Below are 15,176 nucleotides of genomic sequence, written 5' to 3' on the forward strand. Positions count from 1 at the left end.
GCGCCGCCAGAGGGAACCGGGCAGAACAACGGCAGAAATGCCGCTGTTGAGGCTCAAACGGGTGATATGCTCAGTAACAAAGGTAAAAATGCCGCTGTTGGAGCGCCGCCAGAGGGAACCGGGCAGAACAACGGCAGAAATGCTGCTGTTGAGGCCCGCCTAACGGCCCCACCCTTCCCCCCCCCGGCCGTCGCCGCTACGGCAGCCGGTAGAAAGCAAACGGCTCGCCGCCGCGGAAGGTGCGGCTGGCCTTGTCCAACTTGTCCAGCGTCTGCGCACTAAGCTGGACGGAGACGCTCTGCAGATTCTGCTCTACCTGCGCTACCTGTGTGGCCCCGACGATTACGGTAGATACGGCAGGCCTGTGCATCAGCCAGCCTAAGGAGAGCGCCGTGGGGGAGATGTTCAGTTCCCCGGCGATCTCGCTTACCTGGTTGCCAAGCTTGATTCGTTCAGGAGTGAGGAATCGGCTGAAGCTTGGATCGGTATCCGCCCGGGAGCCGGCGGGTGGAGCATCGTTCCCGGCATATTTGCCGGTGAGAATGCCTCCGGCAAGCGGGAAATAGGGAATGATGCCAATGCCTTGGTCCAGGCAGAGAGGGAGCAGTTCCACCTCAGGTGTGCGGTCAGCAAGGGAGTAGCTGCATTGAATGGAGACGTATTTGACCAGGTTGCGCGCTTCGCTGATACCCAGCGCCTTCATCAGCTCCCAGGCTGCGTAATTGGAAGCACCGATGTAGCGCACCTTGCCTGCGGAGACCATGTCGTCAAGGGTGCGCAGCGTCTCTTCCAGCGGTGTATACGGATCGAAGGTGTGAATCTGATACAGATCAATATAATCTGTCTTCAGGCGGCGCAGGCTGCCGTCCAGCTCCAGCATCAGATGATGGCGGGAAGAGCCGCTTCCTCCCGGACCAACGTGCTTCGGCAGTCCAGCTTTGGTGGCGAGCACCGCGTCCTGCCGTCTGCCTGCAAGCGCCAGCCCGATGATTCTCTCCGATTCGGAGCCGGCATAAATATTAGCCGTGTCGATAAAGTTGATCCCCTGGTCCAGCGAGGCATGAACAATATCAATCGAGGTTTTCTCATCGGCTCTTTTGCCGAAGGCATTGGTGCCAAGTCCAAGTGCGGAAACCTGCAGTCCGCAGTTGCCCAAACGATTGTATTTCAAATGAATGCACTCCTCTTCCTGTAATTAATAATCTTCCGTCTGAGTTACGACGGTATGGTGCTCTCCATATTTCCGGCAAGCTCCAGGGCGGTGTCCATGAACAGCTTGGCAGCTATCGAAAGCTCATCCAGAACGTTGACGGCCAGATGAATGTCCCGATAAGCATCAGGAGACAGCTCCCGGATGATTACATTAGGCGGCAAGGAGAGCAGTGAGAGCTGGGACATTACGCCGACGGCCAGCCCCTCCTTGATCATGTTCAGCGCCGTAAGGAAGCTGCTAACCTCATATTTCACTTTCAGGTTGCTGCCGCCTCTGCGGAATAAATCCACAACCGGAGGCTCATAGCCGGACCGGCAGATCAGCATCGGCTCATCTTCAAGGTCTTTCACGCAGATGACCTCCTTATGCCTGAGCGGGTGATCATCCTGAAGCACCGCGTACAGCTTCTCACGAAAGAGCGGGACAGTATCGAACTCGTCATCCGGCGGAATGATCAACCCGACATCAATCACACGTGCGGCCAGCCACTCCTTCACCTCGGCCACTGTGCCTTCGGCCAGACTGATCTCGATCTCGGGGTATCTGGCGCTGATTGAGCGGATCACTCCCGGGATCAGTTGGGCAGCCGCCACAGGAAAAGCCCCGATACGGATGACTCCCTTCTCCAATCCTTTTTCAGCGGAGATTTCCTGCTCCACTTTGTCATACCCGATGATAATTTCCCGGAAAATAATAAGGATACGCTTGCCGATATCGGTAAGCATCAGGCCGCTGCGCCGGTCGCGCAGCAGCAGCTTCACCGCCAGCTCGTCCTCAAGCGCAGAAATGGCCCGGCTGACCGCAGGCTGGGTCATATTCATGTCCTGCCCGGCTTTGGTGAAGCTGCCGGTTTCGGCAATTTTGACAAATAGGCGAATTTGGTTGTTGTTCATATCGAATTCGGTATGCCCCTCATGATTATTATGCATTTCAATTATGATTATATTTACTGTATCATTGGTATGAAAATAGAACAAGAGGTGAATCCATGCGGCAGCAGAAGAAAACCATAGCTTTGCTTATCTTCCTGGTAATTGTCTGGGGCATTAATTGGCCTCTCTCCAAAATCGCCTTAAATTATGCCCCGCCCTTGCTGTTCGCCGGCATCCGCACGGTTATCGCCGGTGTGATACTCATCGCTGCCGCGCTACCGAAGCGGAAGGAGCTTCATTTCAGCAAGCTGTGGCCGGTGTATCTGATTTCAGCTTTTCTCAGTATTGTCTTCTATTATGGCTTCCAGACCATCGGCCTGCAGTATGTGCCTTCCGGCCTGTTCTCGGCCATTGTCTTCCTGCAGCCGGTGCTGCTGGGCATCTTCGCGTGGTTGTGGCTGGGCGAGAGCATGTACGGGCTGAAATTGGCCGGTCTATTGCTCGGCTTTCTTGGAGTAGCTTCACTCAGTATCGGCGGCTTCAACGGCAGCATTTCGGTTCCGGGCATTCTGCTGGCTCTGGCGAGCGCGCTAAGCTGGGCTCTGGCGACGGTGTATACGAAACGCAACGCCGCACGGGTTGATATGCTGTGGATGACAGCGATGCAGATTATGATCGGCGGTATTATTTTGCTGGCAGCCGGATCGGCTACTGAGAGCTGGGCGGATATTACCTGGAACAAGGCTTTTATTGTGAACACGCTGTTCATCTCGGTTTTTGTCATTGCCCTGGGCTGGATGGTATACTTCAATCTAATCAAAGAGGGAGAAGCGGGGAAGGTGGGCTCGTTCACTTTTCTGATTCCGCTGATTTCTATCGGTTCAAGTGTGGTCCTGCTGCATGAGCGGATTACCTTGAATCTGATCATCGGTATGGTGCTAATCGTGAGCAGCATCATTCTGGTTAATGTAAGGATAAGCCGAAGGGTAAGACGTGTATCCAATTAATATGGAGGTGCTTTATGTATATCCGCGCTGCTGAACAAAACGCGCACGACAATTACAAGCTGCTGATCGGCAGCATTATCCCAAGGCCCATTGCTTTTGTTACTTCAATAGATGAGCGGGGGATCGTGAACGCTGCGCCCTTCAGTTTTTTTAATATTGTGAACGATGAGCCGCTGATGATTATGTTCTCCTGTGTGCGGAAGTCCGGCGGAGAGATGAAGCACACGGCAAGCAATATTCTTGGCAATGGGGAGTTTGTGGTGCATATCGTGGATGAGGACAACATCGCCGCTATCAACCACACCTCCATAAATGCGCCGGAAGGCATTAGCGAGCTTACGCTGGCCGGGCTAACGCCGGTTCCGGGGCAGATGGTCAAGGTTCCGCGTGTTGCCGAGTGCAAAATCGCGATGGAATGCCGCCTCACGCGTCATGTGGAGCTGGAGCACTGCGATATGATAATCGGTGAAGTGCTCGGCTTCTATGTGGAGGATGAACTGATTCATAACGGGCGGATTGATGCCGCGAAGCTGAAGCCGGTCAGCCGTCTCGCCGGAGCAACCTATGCGGCCATTGGCCGGACGTTCGATATGGACAGACCGCAGTATTAGAGAGCTTGTACGAACTCAGAACTGTATGCTGAAGCCGTTGAATTGATGGAGCCCGGTGCCGAAACGAACCAGATCTTTGTCCCGCAGCAACCGCACCGCCCGCTTCACTTCCGTTAAAATCTCCGGGTCAAGGCCAAGGGTGTTGTGCGAACCATAGATTGTGCGGACACCCTCAATTTCTGCTATTCGTTCCAGCGAATGAACCAAATCCACAGGGCTGGTCGAAGGGTAAAAAGCATAGACCGGGGTCTCGTCATACAGCAAATCGCCTGTAAACAAATATCTGTATGTCTCGTCAAAAAAAGCAACATGACCCGGAGAATGGCCTGGCGTATGATATACGGTCAAGGTTCTTCCTCCCAGATCAATCCTGTCTCCATCGTGTAATAGTCCGGCAGGCGCTCCCTGAAAAGGCTTGTAGGTCTCCGGGTTGAAGCCGTCTGGCGTCGGCTGGGTAATATCCCTGCCGATGTCCCGGCGGATTTGCTCTAGGGACAGTCCCTTGATGCCATGCATTAGCCAATCGAGGTCTCCCTCATGGACAAAAATCCGCTCAAATTCCCCATGATTGCCAATATGGTCCGTATGTACATGTGTTGTAAGAACTTCAATCGGCAGCCGGGTCAAGGTGTCGGTGATTTCTTTGATATTGCCGATTCCGAGTCCGGTGTCAATCAGCGCAGCTTTCTCCTGCCCCAGCAGCAGAAAGGAATGCACCTTCTCCCAATGCCCGTATTCGCTGATGGCAAAGGTAACGTCATCAATTGGCTGCACGGTAAACCACGAATTATTCATCATAAATACCTCACTCATATTGAAAAGGCGGTCTTGTCAATCGGCAGCAGGGCAAGCTGCGTCTGTGTCAGCCTGATTTCTCTGCTGCAGGCTTTCGGCTGTGAATTCGATATCCTCTTCCGGTGCAGTAATCGCTGCGGAATATTCCCCAACGGTTACTGAGGTGTTCTGAATTCTGCGGACTGTAATTTTCCCGCCTGCCAGCAGCGCGGATGCAGAAGCGGCATCCTGGCCAACTGTTTGTGCGGTGATATTGCCTGTTGCTTCTACGGTAGAGTACTCGCAGACCGAATTGTGCCGTTCAAAATAAATATTGCCTGAGGAGAACAGCTTGCTCTTCGTAATGCCTTCCTCGTGAATATGAAGGTTGCCGCCGGATTTGATCATGCTGCCATGAGATCCGGCGATATCAATACGAACATTCTCTTCCTGCAAAAAGGCAATTGCGTCATAGAAATCCATGAGCAGCTTCTCAAAGGAGCTCAGCACGTTATCCGTAAAGAATCTGGTAAATTGGCCGGGATGCAAGAAAATATTCAGCATGCGCTTAAGCGGTTCGTTATCCTGCGGATAGGCAGGGCTCATGCCCGCAAGCAGCTCTTGCAGATTACTGATCATAGCCGGAAGGTGGTTGTATTTATTCTCCAGCAGGAGTAAGACGACCAGTCCGTATTTCACGGTTCGCTGCACCGACTCCACGGTCTCCGCCAGCAGCCTGGCCGCTTCTCTCAGCCCGCCGACCTCTTGCATGAGCAGCTTGGAGAAGCTGCACAGGCGGTTGTGCATTACACCGAATGCCCCTGCATATATTCCGCTGTCCACAACCCTGCCCCGGACCATAATACTGCCTGTGGCAGTAATTGTCGAGTTATAGACATCTCCGTATATGTAGACGTTTCCCAGCGCTTCAATTACTGTATGTTGTTCAATATCCCTGTGCACAACCACGTCACCGGGGAACATGATTATGCCGGCCAGAGCCTCACCATTCTCAGGAATAATGTGGACTTCGGGGAAATCAATGGTTTTGATGAAGCTTCCGCTTCCTGTTATGCGCGGTCTGCCATTGCGCAGGGACTTAATCCGGCCGCATGGCTGCAGCGAAGCAGATGCTCCGGCTACCAGCGTAATGTCCTGAGGCGGAGGTGGCGGCAGCACATATCCGAACACGTCAAAGCCAGGCAGCCCCTCTATAGGCGGCAGCTTACGTGCAAACACCTCGCCTTCCCGGACAGGGGGTAATACTTGGCGGTCTGCATCACTTGCAGTCTGCTCCCCCCGGTTGAATTCATGCTCCAGGTTCCCGGGGAACAGCAGCTCCAGACTGGCATCCGTGCCGGGAACGGGGGCTTTGCCTTCGGCAATGCATACAGGAAGATATGTAGGGTTATGCAGTTCTTCGTACAGCGCCGGAATGTTCAAATTGCCTATGAGGGGGCTTTTCTCAAAGCCGGCAATAATCTGTTCTATGGAAAGGGTGGACAGCACCACATCCCGGTTCAATTCGGCCCGCACAGTGACATTGGCTGAGGCAGGGTTGTTGACCAGGTTCCAGGCGTACCTCTCAGCGCGGTAGAGTGTAAAGTACACCTTAAGTTTATCATCGGATACGGTAATTTGGTATTGCGGCTTCTCACAAATGTCCCAGCTTATTTGATCGCAGGCGGTTACTTGGGTTGGAGCTGTTATGGTCTGCTGATTTATCTTCAGAATTACAGGATGGAGAGCGGAGATTACAGCCGGCTTGCCGCCAGGCAGAGGCGAGGTAATAAAAATTTCGTTGTTCTGGATGATGATGACGCCGTTCTTATCTCTGTCTGGCCCGGTAAACGCCTGAGCATCCACAGAGTAAAGTTTCAGGAGATCGGGCCTCCCAAGCAGCATGGAAGCAAAGAACTCATAACGTGACTGTTCCATAATATGCTGCCCCATTTGTGTAACCTCACTTTTCGTATAATCAATGTAATCTGTAGAGAAAAGAACATCATGGAGCCGTGAACCTGACTAATGGTGTCTCTATTGGCAAGCCTGGAGGAATAGATCAATGATATACACGCAGCATGAGGCAAACTAAATCGACTGTTATCGACAAAAGTGGTCAATACTGGTATTGAGGTTCAATAAAACTTCTTCAAACAACATTAATTCTAGTACTAAAGTAGCGATTTTTCAACCGAAATAATAGAATTCGGACATAAATTATGAAAAATGAAGATAATTGTTGGATTATTGACATAAATTAGGAGGGTAAAGAGAAGCGGGGGAAAAGAAAAAAAGGACGCTCCCCAAGCTTACAGCTTGTGTGAGAGTCCCTTTTGTGTGAAACGGACGGCTTGTGCAGCTTCAGACTTGGCCTTCACCGGCGCGGCTGACATGACCAGATAGTCAGCCTGCTCAATTTCTTCCAACACACGGTTCAGGTGGGAGAAGACCGCACCCAGATCGCGCAAGGTAGTTAAGGAGCACTGCCCCTGCAGTTCGGAGAAACAAGATAACTGAAGATCACGGGCCCGGTGCAGCGCTTCGGGAAGAGAATTCTGGCCTTCGGCATCCGTCAAGGTCTTGGAGCCATAAAGGGCGATGCAGTCTGCGGTGGCTGTTACAACCTCAGCCATCCAATCGGCTGCGGCATAATGCGAAGGCAGCAGCGTGATGTCTGTGCCGATTTCTTTTACATAGGAATGAATTTTCTTAAGGTGTCCGGTTGCCTGTGATAGTCCGCGCAGCTCGTTGCGGCACTGGTAATGGGTAATAGTAAAATGAAGCTCCTTCTGCTGCTGCTCACTCTTGCCCAGCAGTGTTGCGGAGCGTCCCAGTGCGTCCGAAGCCTGAGTGGCTTCCCTTCCCCGGGCCGCCTGGCCGCTCAAGGCATCTGCCAGCAGCAGGCTTGCTTCCAGTGCCAAGCTTTTTACCTTGACGAACCCCTTGGGCGGAACGATAATCATATTGATAATCAGGGCAATGGCTACTCCTATCAGCGTTTCGGCTACACGCCACTCGATATAATGACCATTATAGAAGGTAAGTGCCAGCACAGAAGTTACGCCGACCTGGGAGATGGCCTGAATATTGATCCGGCACGCTGTGGCAACCCCGATCCCAATCAGCAGCATCAGCAGAATGGAGAATGCGCCAACATGGAAGAACCGGCCCACAATCATGCTGACAATTCCGCCGAGCACAACGCCGGTCATGCGGTAGATGCCTTTTTCAAAGGAGGCCTTGACGCTCCCCTGCGTAATCAGAATCGCGGCCAGCGGGGCGAAATACAAGTAGCTGTCATGATAGAGGATGTTTACTGCGAGCCAGGAAAGTGAGGCAGCCACTGTAACACGTATCACGTATAAAGACAGGCCGAATTTCTCCAGGCGGTCCTGTAAGCCTTCGTTCATGGATGTCATCTTCTTTCGGAATATTAAGAAAATTTCGGAATTGTCAAGAAAAATGAAATTAGTTTTCAGACGTTTTCATTATAGCACCGCAAAATAGGGCTGGAGAGCACTAATTTTTACGAAGTTGTTAAGTTTACGCTACTGCTTTTTTACAATGTACGTTATCGCATATATGGGGCTAATCCTTTATGCTGTATAATATGAAAGAATGTCGAAGCGGGGAAGGAATTGTCACTTGCACGCGCTGGGCATGTTCATTTCGATGATCTCCCGCAAGGAGCGGATAAAATAGATCAGACTACATATGACAAGGGAGGTTGTTAGCTATAGCTACCCCGGAAGGCACTATTATTTCTTTTGATCAGGTTATTAAGCAATATGACGACGAAGAGCCCGTATTAAAGGGAGTCAGCTTCGAAATTGAACGCGGCAAATTCTATACGCTGCTTGGCCCTTCGGGCTGCGGGAAGACAACTATTCTGCGCCTGATCGCCGGTTTTGCCGAGCCGACGGAAGGCTCTATTATGATGAACGGCCAGCTTATCAATCACATTCCCGCCAACGAGCGGCAGGTCAATACGGTTTTTCAGGACTATGCCTTGTTTCCGCACCTGAACGTCTTCGAGAATGTGGCCTTTGGACTGCGCATCAAGAAGCTGAAGAAGGATGTAATCGCGCAAAAGGTGCAGGAGGCGCTGCGCTTCGTCAACCTGACCGGCTATGATCAGCGCGCCATCACTGAAATGTCCGGCGGACAAAGACAACGTGTGGCGATTGCCCGTGCCATCGTCAACGAGCCGCAGGTGCTGCTGCTGGACGAGCCTCTGTCGGCGCTTGACCTGAAGCTGCGGACGGAAATGCAGTATATTCTGCGGGAAATGCAGCAGCGGCTGGGCATTACGTTCATCTTCGTAACCCATGATCAGGAAGAGGCGCTCGCGATGTCGGACTGGATCTTTGTCATGAACGGCGGACTGATCGAGCAGAGCGGCACGCCCAATGATATTTATGATGAGCCGATTAACCGCTTCGTGGCCGACTTCATCGGGGAGTCGAACATTGTGCCGGGTGTAATGATCGAGGACTATCTGGTGGAATTCAATGGACACCGCTTTGAATGTGTGGATGCCGGGCTTAGGCCAAATGAAGCGGTAGAGATCGTGATCCGCCCTGAGGATCTGGAGATTACCGGACTTGAGCAGGGCAAGCTGCGCGTGCGTGTAGACTCCCAACTGTTCCGGGGCGTGCATTACGAGATTAGCTGCTACGATGAATCCGGCCATGAATGGCTGGTACATTCCACGCGCAAGGCGGAGGTTGGCAGCGAGATCGGGCTTTATTTTGACCCGGAAGCGATTCATGTTATGCGTTTCGGTGAGACGGAGGAAGAGTTCGACAAACGTCTGGAAGCTTACGCCGAGGTGGAGAGCCATGAAGAATAAGGGCCGGTCGTATGTTCTCATCCCTTATTACTTATGGATCGCGCTGTTCGTCATAGCCCCGGTGCTGCTGGTTATCTATTACTCCCTGTTTGACCTGGACGGGCATCTAACACTGGATAATTACGTGAATTTCTTTACGCCGGTGTATATGAGAATGATGCTTAATTCCTTCTGGTATGCGTTCCTGATCACTCTGTTCTCGCTGCTCGTGGCATATCCGGCGGCCTACCTGCTGACCCGGACGAAGCATAAGCAGCTTTGGCTGCTGCTGATTATTTTGCCAACGTGGATTAATCTGCTGCTGAAGACGTATGCCTTCATCGGGATCTTCGGCGCCTTCGGGCCGGTCAACAATTTCTTCGGCCTGCTCGGCATTGGGGAGCAGCAAATCCTCTTTACGGGATTCAGCTTTGTGTTTGTATCGGTGTATATTTTTATTCCGTTTATGATTCTGCCGATCTTCAGCGCCCTGGAGGAGCTGAATTTATCGCTGGTGGATGCCGCGCGCGATTTGGGCGCTTCCGGGTGGACGACGTTCCGGCGGGTGATTTTTCCGCTGACGATTTCAGGGGTGCGTTCTGGCTGTATGGCGGTGTTCATCCCGGCGCTGTCGCTGTTTATGATTACGCGCCTCATTGCCGGCAACCGCGTTATCACGCTGGGTACGGCGATTGAGCAGCATTTCCTCGTGACGCAGGACTGGGGGATGGGCTCCACGGTGGCGGTCTTCCTGATCGTGATCATGGCGCTGTTCATGGTGCTGACGGGCGGATCGAAGAGAGGGGTGCGCCAGTGAGGAATAAAAACGGGTTCGCGAATCTCTATCTGGTGCTGGTCTTCATCGTACTGTACGTACCCATCCTGTATCTGATGTACTACTCCTTCAACAGCGGGGGTACGATGCATAAATTTGAAGGCTTCACGCTGGAGTATTACCGCGAGGTTCTTCAGGATACACGGCTGATCATTATTGTCCTGAATACGCTGGTGATTGCGCTGCTGTCTTCCGCTATTGCCACGCTGATTGCGATAATCGGGGCACTAGCCATTCAGCGCACCCGCAACCGCCGCGCCAAAAATACGCTGCTTTCGCTGAACAATGTGCTGATCGTCAGCCCGGACGTAATTATCGGGGCCTCGTTCCTGATCCTGTTCACGATTGTGGGCATCAAGCTCGGCTTCACCTCTGTACTTCTCTCGCATGTAGCGTTCAGTGTGCCGATTGCCGTGCTGATGATCCTGCCGCATCTGCAGGAGATGAGCCCGACGCTGACCGATGCTGCCCGCGACCTTGGCGCGAGCCACCGTGATGTGCTGACGAAGGTGATTCTGCCGATCATCAAGCCGGGGATCTTCAGCGGCTTCTTCATGGCCCTGACGTATTCGCTGGATGATTTTGCGGTAACCTTCTTCGTGACAGGCAACGGCTATTCCACGCTGTCGGTGGAGATTTACTCCCGGGCGCGGCAAGGGGTATCGCTGTCGATTAACGCGCTGTCAACCTTGATCTTCCTATTTACTATTCTGCTGGTGGTCGGGTATTACTTCCTGAACCGGCGCAAAAACCGTCCGGCAGCTCCGCTAGCTGAGTCCGCCGCTGAAATGGGGGTGCCTAGATGAAGCAGCTTGTGAATGCTTTTCTGGCGATTCTCATCGTTGCCTTCGGGCTGATGTTTCTCGCTTCGCGGCTGAACTCGGCCGAGGGGTATACCGGCGGAAATACGCTGACCATCTATAACTGGGGCGACTATATTGAGCCTGAGCTGCTGAAGCAGTTCGAGAAGGAGACCGGAATTACAGTCATCTATCAGACCTTCGATTCCAATGAGGCCATGCTGACCAAGGTCGAGCAGGGGGGGACCACCTTCGATGTTGTGGTTCCGTCTGATTACGCCATTGCCAAAATGCGGGAAGATGATTTGTTGCTGCCGCTGGATAAAAGCAAGATTCCGAACCTGTCCAATATCGACAAGCAGTTCATGGATTTGTCTTTTGATCCCGGCAATAAATACTCTGTACCTTATTTCTGGGGGACGGTCGGCATTATTTACAACCCGGAAATGACGAAGGGCATGGACTTCAGCAGTTGGAATTCCCTGTGGGACAGCCGGCTGAAGAATAATATTTTTCTGGTGGACGGTGCCCGTGAGGTGATGGGCATGGCACTGAACAGCCTGCACTATTCCGTCAATGACAGGAATGAGGAGCATTTGCAGGAGGCACTGGCCAAGCTGGACAAGCTGTCGCCTAACGTGAAGGCGATTGTAGGCGATGAAATCAAGATGATGCTGGCGAATGAAGAGGCGGCGGTTGGAATCGTATGGTCGGGCGATGCCTCGGAAATTATGGATGACAACGACAAGCTGGATTACGTGGTGCCGGAGGAAGGCTCGAACAAATGGTTCGACAATATGGTCATTCCGCGCACGGCGGTTAACGTGGAAGGCGCACACAAGTTCATTAACTTCATGCTCCGCCCCGACGTGGCAGCCAAAAATGCCGAGTACGTCGGCTACTCCACACCTAACGTTCCGGCGCTGAAGCTGCTCCCGGAAGAAATCTCCGGCGATACCCGTTTCTACCCGGCCAAGGACATCACCGACCGCCTGGAGGTCTACGACAATCTGGGCAAACGGATGCTCGCCCACTACAACGAGCTGTTCCTGAAGTTCAAGATGAACAAGAAGTGAGGGGACAGGCTCCCGCCTGATCCGGCGGTGAAAGAGGGAAGCCGGGGAGAGTGTAAGGGGTTGAAGCGGGTGCCTGCCTGCTCCGGTGGGTCCGTGCAAATACTAGAATGAAGAGCGCCTGGTGCTGGTCTCCGCACTTGTGCGCTCTTTGGTATTTTCCGGGAATCTTGTAGGTTGAGTTTGGGCAACCTGTGCGGATTAACAAAAATACTCCAAAACCCGCGGGCCAGCTCGTAGCGGACAATCCTTTGCTGCTGCTGGGCGTCTGCGGCGGGGAGCAGCCAGCCTTTTTCCGTCAGACCGCGAAGGAGGCGGATTGCTCGTCTTTCCCGAAAAAAATAGAAAACGCCCCGGCTTCCCTCTCCGGGGGGCAACCGGGACGTTCTTCGTCTGGCTGTTTTTAGTATAGCCAATGGTTACTTAACACCAATTCTCATCCGGTAGCTGATCACCACCGGCAGGGTCCGGCCTTGAAAGAACCGTTCAACATCTGCCGTAAATCCGGCAATGTCCTGTTCCAGCGCGGCGGGAGCGAGCTTCAGCACGCTCTGGATTCCGCCTTGGCTGAGCATCAGTCCGACATAACGCTGCGCGTCGCAGCTCTCCGTATGATGAAACACAATTTCCCGCGCGTAAGAGAATAATCCGCTCGCCTTTATTCTGGATAAATGCCCTTCTTTGTCCCATTTGTAAGCTTGCTCGGAGGCAGGCTGAAGCTCAGCAAGCAGATCATCTGCGGCCGCGATCAGCCTATTGTAGCGGGCTTCAATGTCCGGCTGCAGCATCAGCGGCCAGTCGCAATCATAGGCGGCGAATACTCCGCCAGGGCGCAGGCAGCGGAATATTTCCTGCAGCGTACTGACCGGGTCCATCCAGTGGAAGGACTGCGAGCAGGTGACAATGTCCACGCTGCGCTCTGCAAAAGGAAGCTGGTTCGAATACCCCTGCATAAAGGACAGCGATTGCCCCGAATTCTCCAGAAGACGCAGCTTATCGAGCGCTTTGCCCAGCATATCGGGGTTAGGCTCAACTCCGGTTACAGCATCCGCGGCATCTTTCCACAAAAAGGTGGAGAGGCCGGTTCCACAGCCTACATCGGCAACGAGGGAAGGCCTGCGGCCCAGATATGTGGTCAGCAGTTCAATGACCATCCGCGGAGCCTCGGGCCGGTAACGGTCGTATTCATCCTGGTAGCCCAAAAAACGTTCAATATTCGGCTTGCTGTTACCGTTTGGAATCATAACACATCCTCCTCACGAGTATTAGTCTGCTTACTATAGTTTCATAACGTTGAGCTGTGAGATTTACTGTAAAAGAATCCGGCTCCCGGATTGGCTGCAGCTTGTCTAGGAGCCGGTGAGTTTCGAATTGGCTTACAGCGCTACCGCAGCAGCGCCGGATCAATAGGTGGAACAAGGCCTTCAGCGGCGGCCCGGTTCAGGAGGGCCGAGATGGCGGCATAGCCGTCCTCGCCCAGATTCATCGAGAATTCATTGACGTACAGATCAATGTGCGATTTGGCAACCTCCGGCGACAGCTCCTGGGCGTGGTCCAGCACATATTCCCGCGAATCCTGCGGGTGATCCCAGGCATATTGGAGCGAGCTGCGAATCCAGCCGGATATAGCCTCATGGTCGAGATCGCGGCGGGCGATAATTGCCCCGAGAGGTATCGGCAGCCCGGTGTCGCTCTCCCACCAACTGCCCAGATCGGTCAGCAGGTTAAGGCCGTAGGACGGATAGGTGAAGCGGGCTTCATGAATGACCAGCCCGGCATCAATCTGCCCGTCGCGTACCGCAGGCATGATCTCATCGAAGGGCAGGACGACGATTTCGGCCGGGCCGCCAGGCACCTGCTGCGCCGCCCATAGGCGGAACAGCAGATACGCGGTGGAGCGCTCGCTGGGAACGGCAATCCGCCGCCCGGACAGCTCACCCGGATGCTTGATTTCGCCTGCCCCCTTGCGGGTCAGCACAAGCGGGCCGCAGCCCCGGCCAAGCGCGCCGCCGCAAGGCAGAAGCTTGTACCGCTGGAGCACCCAGGGGAGAGCGGCGTAGGAGATTTTGAGCACCTCGGGTCCGGCGCCGTCTGCGGCCAGGCCATTGGTTATATCAATGTCGGCAAAGGTCACATTCAGCTTGGGCGCGTCCGGCACAAGGCCGTGAGCCCAGGCATGGAATATAAATGTATCGTTCGGACAAGGGGAAAAGGCAATGTTCAGCCCTGTTGTCATTACAGCACCTCCTGAAGTATAGCGGCCGCCGCCGCGAGCATGTCCAAGGCTTCATTGATCTTCCACGCAGCCCGGTCGCGCGGGCCGACCGGGTTCGAGATCGCGCGCAGCTCCAGCGCCGCGATCCCCAGCGCATGGGCGGCCACGGCAACCCCGTGGCCTTCCATCGCCTCCGCCGCCGCCTCCGGGTGGCGGGCGGCGAGAGCGGCGGCCGTCCCGGCGGTGCCGGTCGCCGTCGACACGGTAAGCACGGGGCCCGTGCTTACCGCAAGCCCGGCCGCTGCGAGCGCGGCCGCAAGGGCCTGTACCGTGCCGCGCTCCGCCGGCACGGACACGCTGCCGAAGCCGAGCTCGGCAGCGCTGCGGAAGCCCTCCGGCGTCTCTGCGCCGAGGGCCGCGTCAATCATCTCGCTGGCGACGACCAGCGAGCCTACGGGCGCGCGGCCCGGGAAGCCGCCGCCGATCCCGGCGCTGATGACGCAGCCGTAGGAGCCGGCTGCGAGAGCGGCTGCGGTTCCTGCCGCCGCTGCGGCGGTGCCGGCGCCCGCCGCAATGACGTGGAACCTGCTGCTGCCCTCCAGGCCGCGCAGGACCGCGTCCCGCTCCGCTGCGACAGCCGTCACGATCAGGATGTGCGGCTTCGGAGGCATATCCCCCGCTTCAGCTCGCGCACCTGGAGCTTGTCTATTAAATGCTTCCATATTCAGCCTCCTTCTATATAAATGTGCTCAAGTACATCTATCCTTGGTTTGTACGAAGATTTTTCGTTTTCGGTGTAATAATATCAAACTCAGACTAATGAGAGCCTGCAATGCTTTTATGTAGACTTACATAAGATTGAGTACGTACGGGTAGCGGGGAAATCAATCTAATGCACAACATGCAGCAGAAAAACCCCAGCAACCCCCCAAAAAAACAATC

At 54.1% G+C, this 15,176-nt stretch carries 14 protein-coding genes; 6 read left to right on the plus strand and 8 right to left on the minus strand.

The annotated features are described in order from the left end of the window. Positions 1-196: 196 nt before the first annotated feature. Positions 197-1,171 (minus strand): aldo/keto reductase, encoded by a 975-nt coding sequence (locus tag B212_RS0128905; RefSeq protein WP_019914824.1) that lies wholly within the window; start codon positions 1,169-1,171, stop codon positions 197-199. 44 nt (positions 1,172-1,215) lie between these two features. After that, positions 1,216-2,106, minus strand: coding sequence for a LysR family transcriptional regulator (locus B212_RS0128910; RefSeq protein WP_028531096.1), 891 nt, complete (start codon positions 2,104-2,106; stop codon positions 1,216-1,218). Positions 2,107-2,201: 95 nt separating this feature from the next. On the opposite strand from B212_RS0128910, the gene B212_RS0128915 reads away from it, so the two are divergent. Together B212_RS0128915 and B212_RS0128920 are read left to right on the plus strand one after the other, a co-directional pair. Beyond that, the gene (locus tag B212_RS0128915; protein WP_019914827.1) at positions 2,202-3,092 is read left to right on the plus strand and encodes a DMT family transporter; all 891 of its coding nucleotides are present in this window, start codon (positions 2,202-2,204) and stop codon (positions 3,090-3,092) included. Positions 3,093-3,106: 14 nt separating this feature from the next. After that, complete coding sequence (locus B212_RS0128920; protein WP_019914830.1) at positions 3,107-3,703, plus strand: flavin reductase family protein; 597 nt, start codon at positions 3,107-3,109, stop codon at positions 3,701-3,703. A 15-nt stretch (positions 3,704-3,718) separates the two neighbouring features. Here the strand turns inward: B212_RS0128920 and B212_RS0128925 are convergent, their stop codons facing one another. The 3 genes from B212_RS0128925 to B212_RS33510 form a co-directional block, all read right to left on the minus strand. Further along, positions 3,719-4,501 carry an MBL fold metallo-hydrolase gene (locus tag B212_RS0128925; RefSeq protein WP_028531097.1) on the minus strand — a complete coding sequence of 261 codons (783 nt, stop codon included), beginning with the start codon at positions 4,499-4,501 and terminating at the stop codon, positions 3,719-3,721. 33 nt (positions 4,502-4,534) lie between these two features. After that, the gene (locus B212_RS0128930) at positions 4,535-6,415 is read right to left on the minus strand and encodes a FapA family protein (RefSeq protein ID WP_198015902.1); all 1,881 of its coding nucleotides are present in this window, start codon (positions 6,413-6,415) and stop codon (positions 4,535-4,537) included. A gap of 374 nt (positions 6,416-6,789) precedes the next feature. Then, positions 6,790-7,890 carry an FUSC family protein gene (locus B212_RS33510; protein WP_019914833.1) on the minus strand — a complete coding sequence of 367 codons (1,101 nt, stop codon included), beginning with the start codon at positions 7,888-7,890 and terminating at the stop codon, positions 6,790-6,792. A 317-nt stretch (positions 7,891-8,207) separates the two neighbouring features. Between B212_RS33510 and B212_RS0128940 the strand changes: the two genes are divergently transcribed. Genes B212_RS0128940 through B212_RS0128955 form a run of 4 tightly spaced genes read left to right on the plus strand, consistent with a single transcriptional unit; the run spans position 8,208 to position 12,022 of the window. Further along, complete coding sequence (locus tag B212_RS0128940) at positions 8,208-9,332, plus strand: ABC transporter ATP-binding protein (RefSeq protein ID WP_019914834.1); 1,125 nt, start codon at positions 8,208-8,210, stop codon at positions 9,330-9,332. After that, positions 9,322-10,128: an ABC transporter permease gene (locus B212_RS0128945; protein ID WP_019914836.1), complete on the plus strand. Its 807-nt coding sequence runs from the start codon at positions 9,322-9,324 to the stop codon at positions 10,126-10,128. The genes B212_RS0128940 and B212_RS0128945 overlap by 11 nt, the downstream gene beginning before the upstream one ends. Then, positions 10,125-10,952, plus strand: coding sequence for an ABC transporter permease (locus B212_RS0128950; RefSeq protein ID WP_019914837.1), 828 nt, complete (start codon positions 10,125-10,127; stop codon positions 10,950-10,952). The genes B212_RS0128945 and B212_RS0128950 overlap by 4 nt, the downstream gene beginning before the upstream one ends. After that, on the plus strand, positions 10,949-12,022 hold the full coding sequence (locus B212_RS0128955) for an ABC transporter substrate-binding protein (protein WP_019914838.1): 1,074 nt from the start codon (positions 10,949-10,951) through the stop codon (positions 12,020-12,022). Before B212_RS0128950 ends, B212_RS0128955 begins: the two co-directional genes overlap by 4 nt. 416 nt (positions 12,023-12,438) lie before the next feature. On the opposite strand, the gene B212_RS0128960 is transcribed toward B212_RS0128955, so the two are convergent. From B212_RS0128960 to B212_RS0128970, 3 genes are all read right to left on the minus strand, one after another. Beyond that, on the minus strand, positions 12,439-13,263 hold the full coding sequence (locus B212_RS0128960) for a class I SAM-dependent methyltransferase (RefSeq protein ID WP_019914839.1): 825 nt from the start codon (positions 13,261-13,263) through the stop codon (positions 12,439-12,441). A gap of 140 nt (positions 13,264-13,403) precedes the next feature. After that, positions 13,404-14,243, minus strand: a complete 840-nt coding sequence (locus B212_RS0128965) for a 1,4-dihydroxy-6-naphthoate synthase (protein WP_028531098.1) — start codon at positions 14,241-14,243, stop codon at positions 13,404-13,406. Positions 14,244-14,254: 11 nt separating this feature from the next. Continuing rightward, the gene (locus tag B212_RS0128970) at positions 14,255-14,956 is read right to left on the minus strand and encodes a futalosine hydrolase (RefSeq protein ID WP_019914841.1); all 702 of its coding nucleotides are present in this window, start codon (positions 14,954-14,956) and stop codon (positions 14,255-14,257) included. Between the last annotated feature and the right edge of the window lie 220 nt (positions 14,957-15,176).

This window comes from Paenibacillus sp. HW567 (assembly GCF_000374185.1).
GTDB lineage: Bacteria > Bacillota > Bacilli > Paenibacillales > Paenibacillaceae > Paenibacillus_AQ.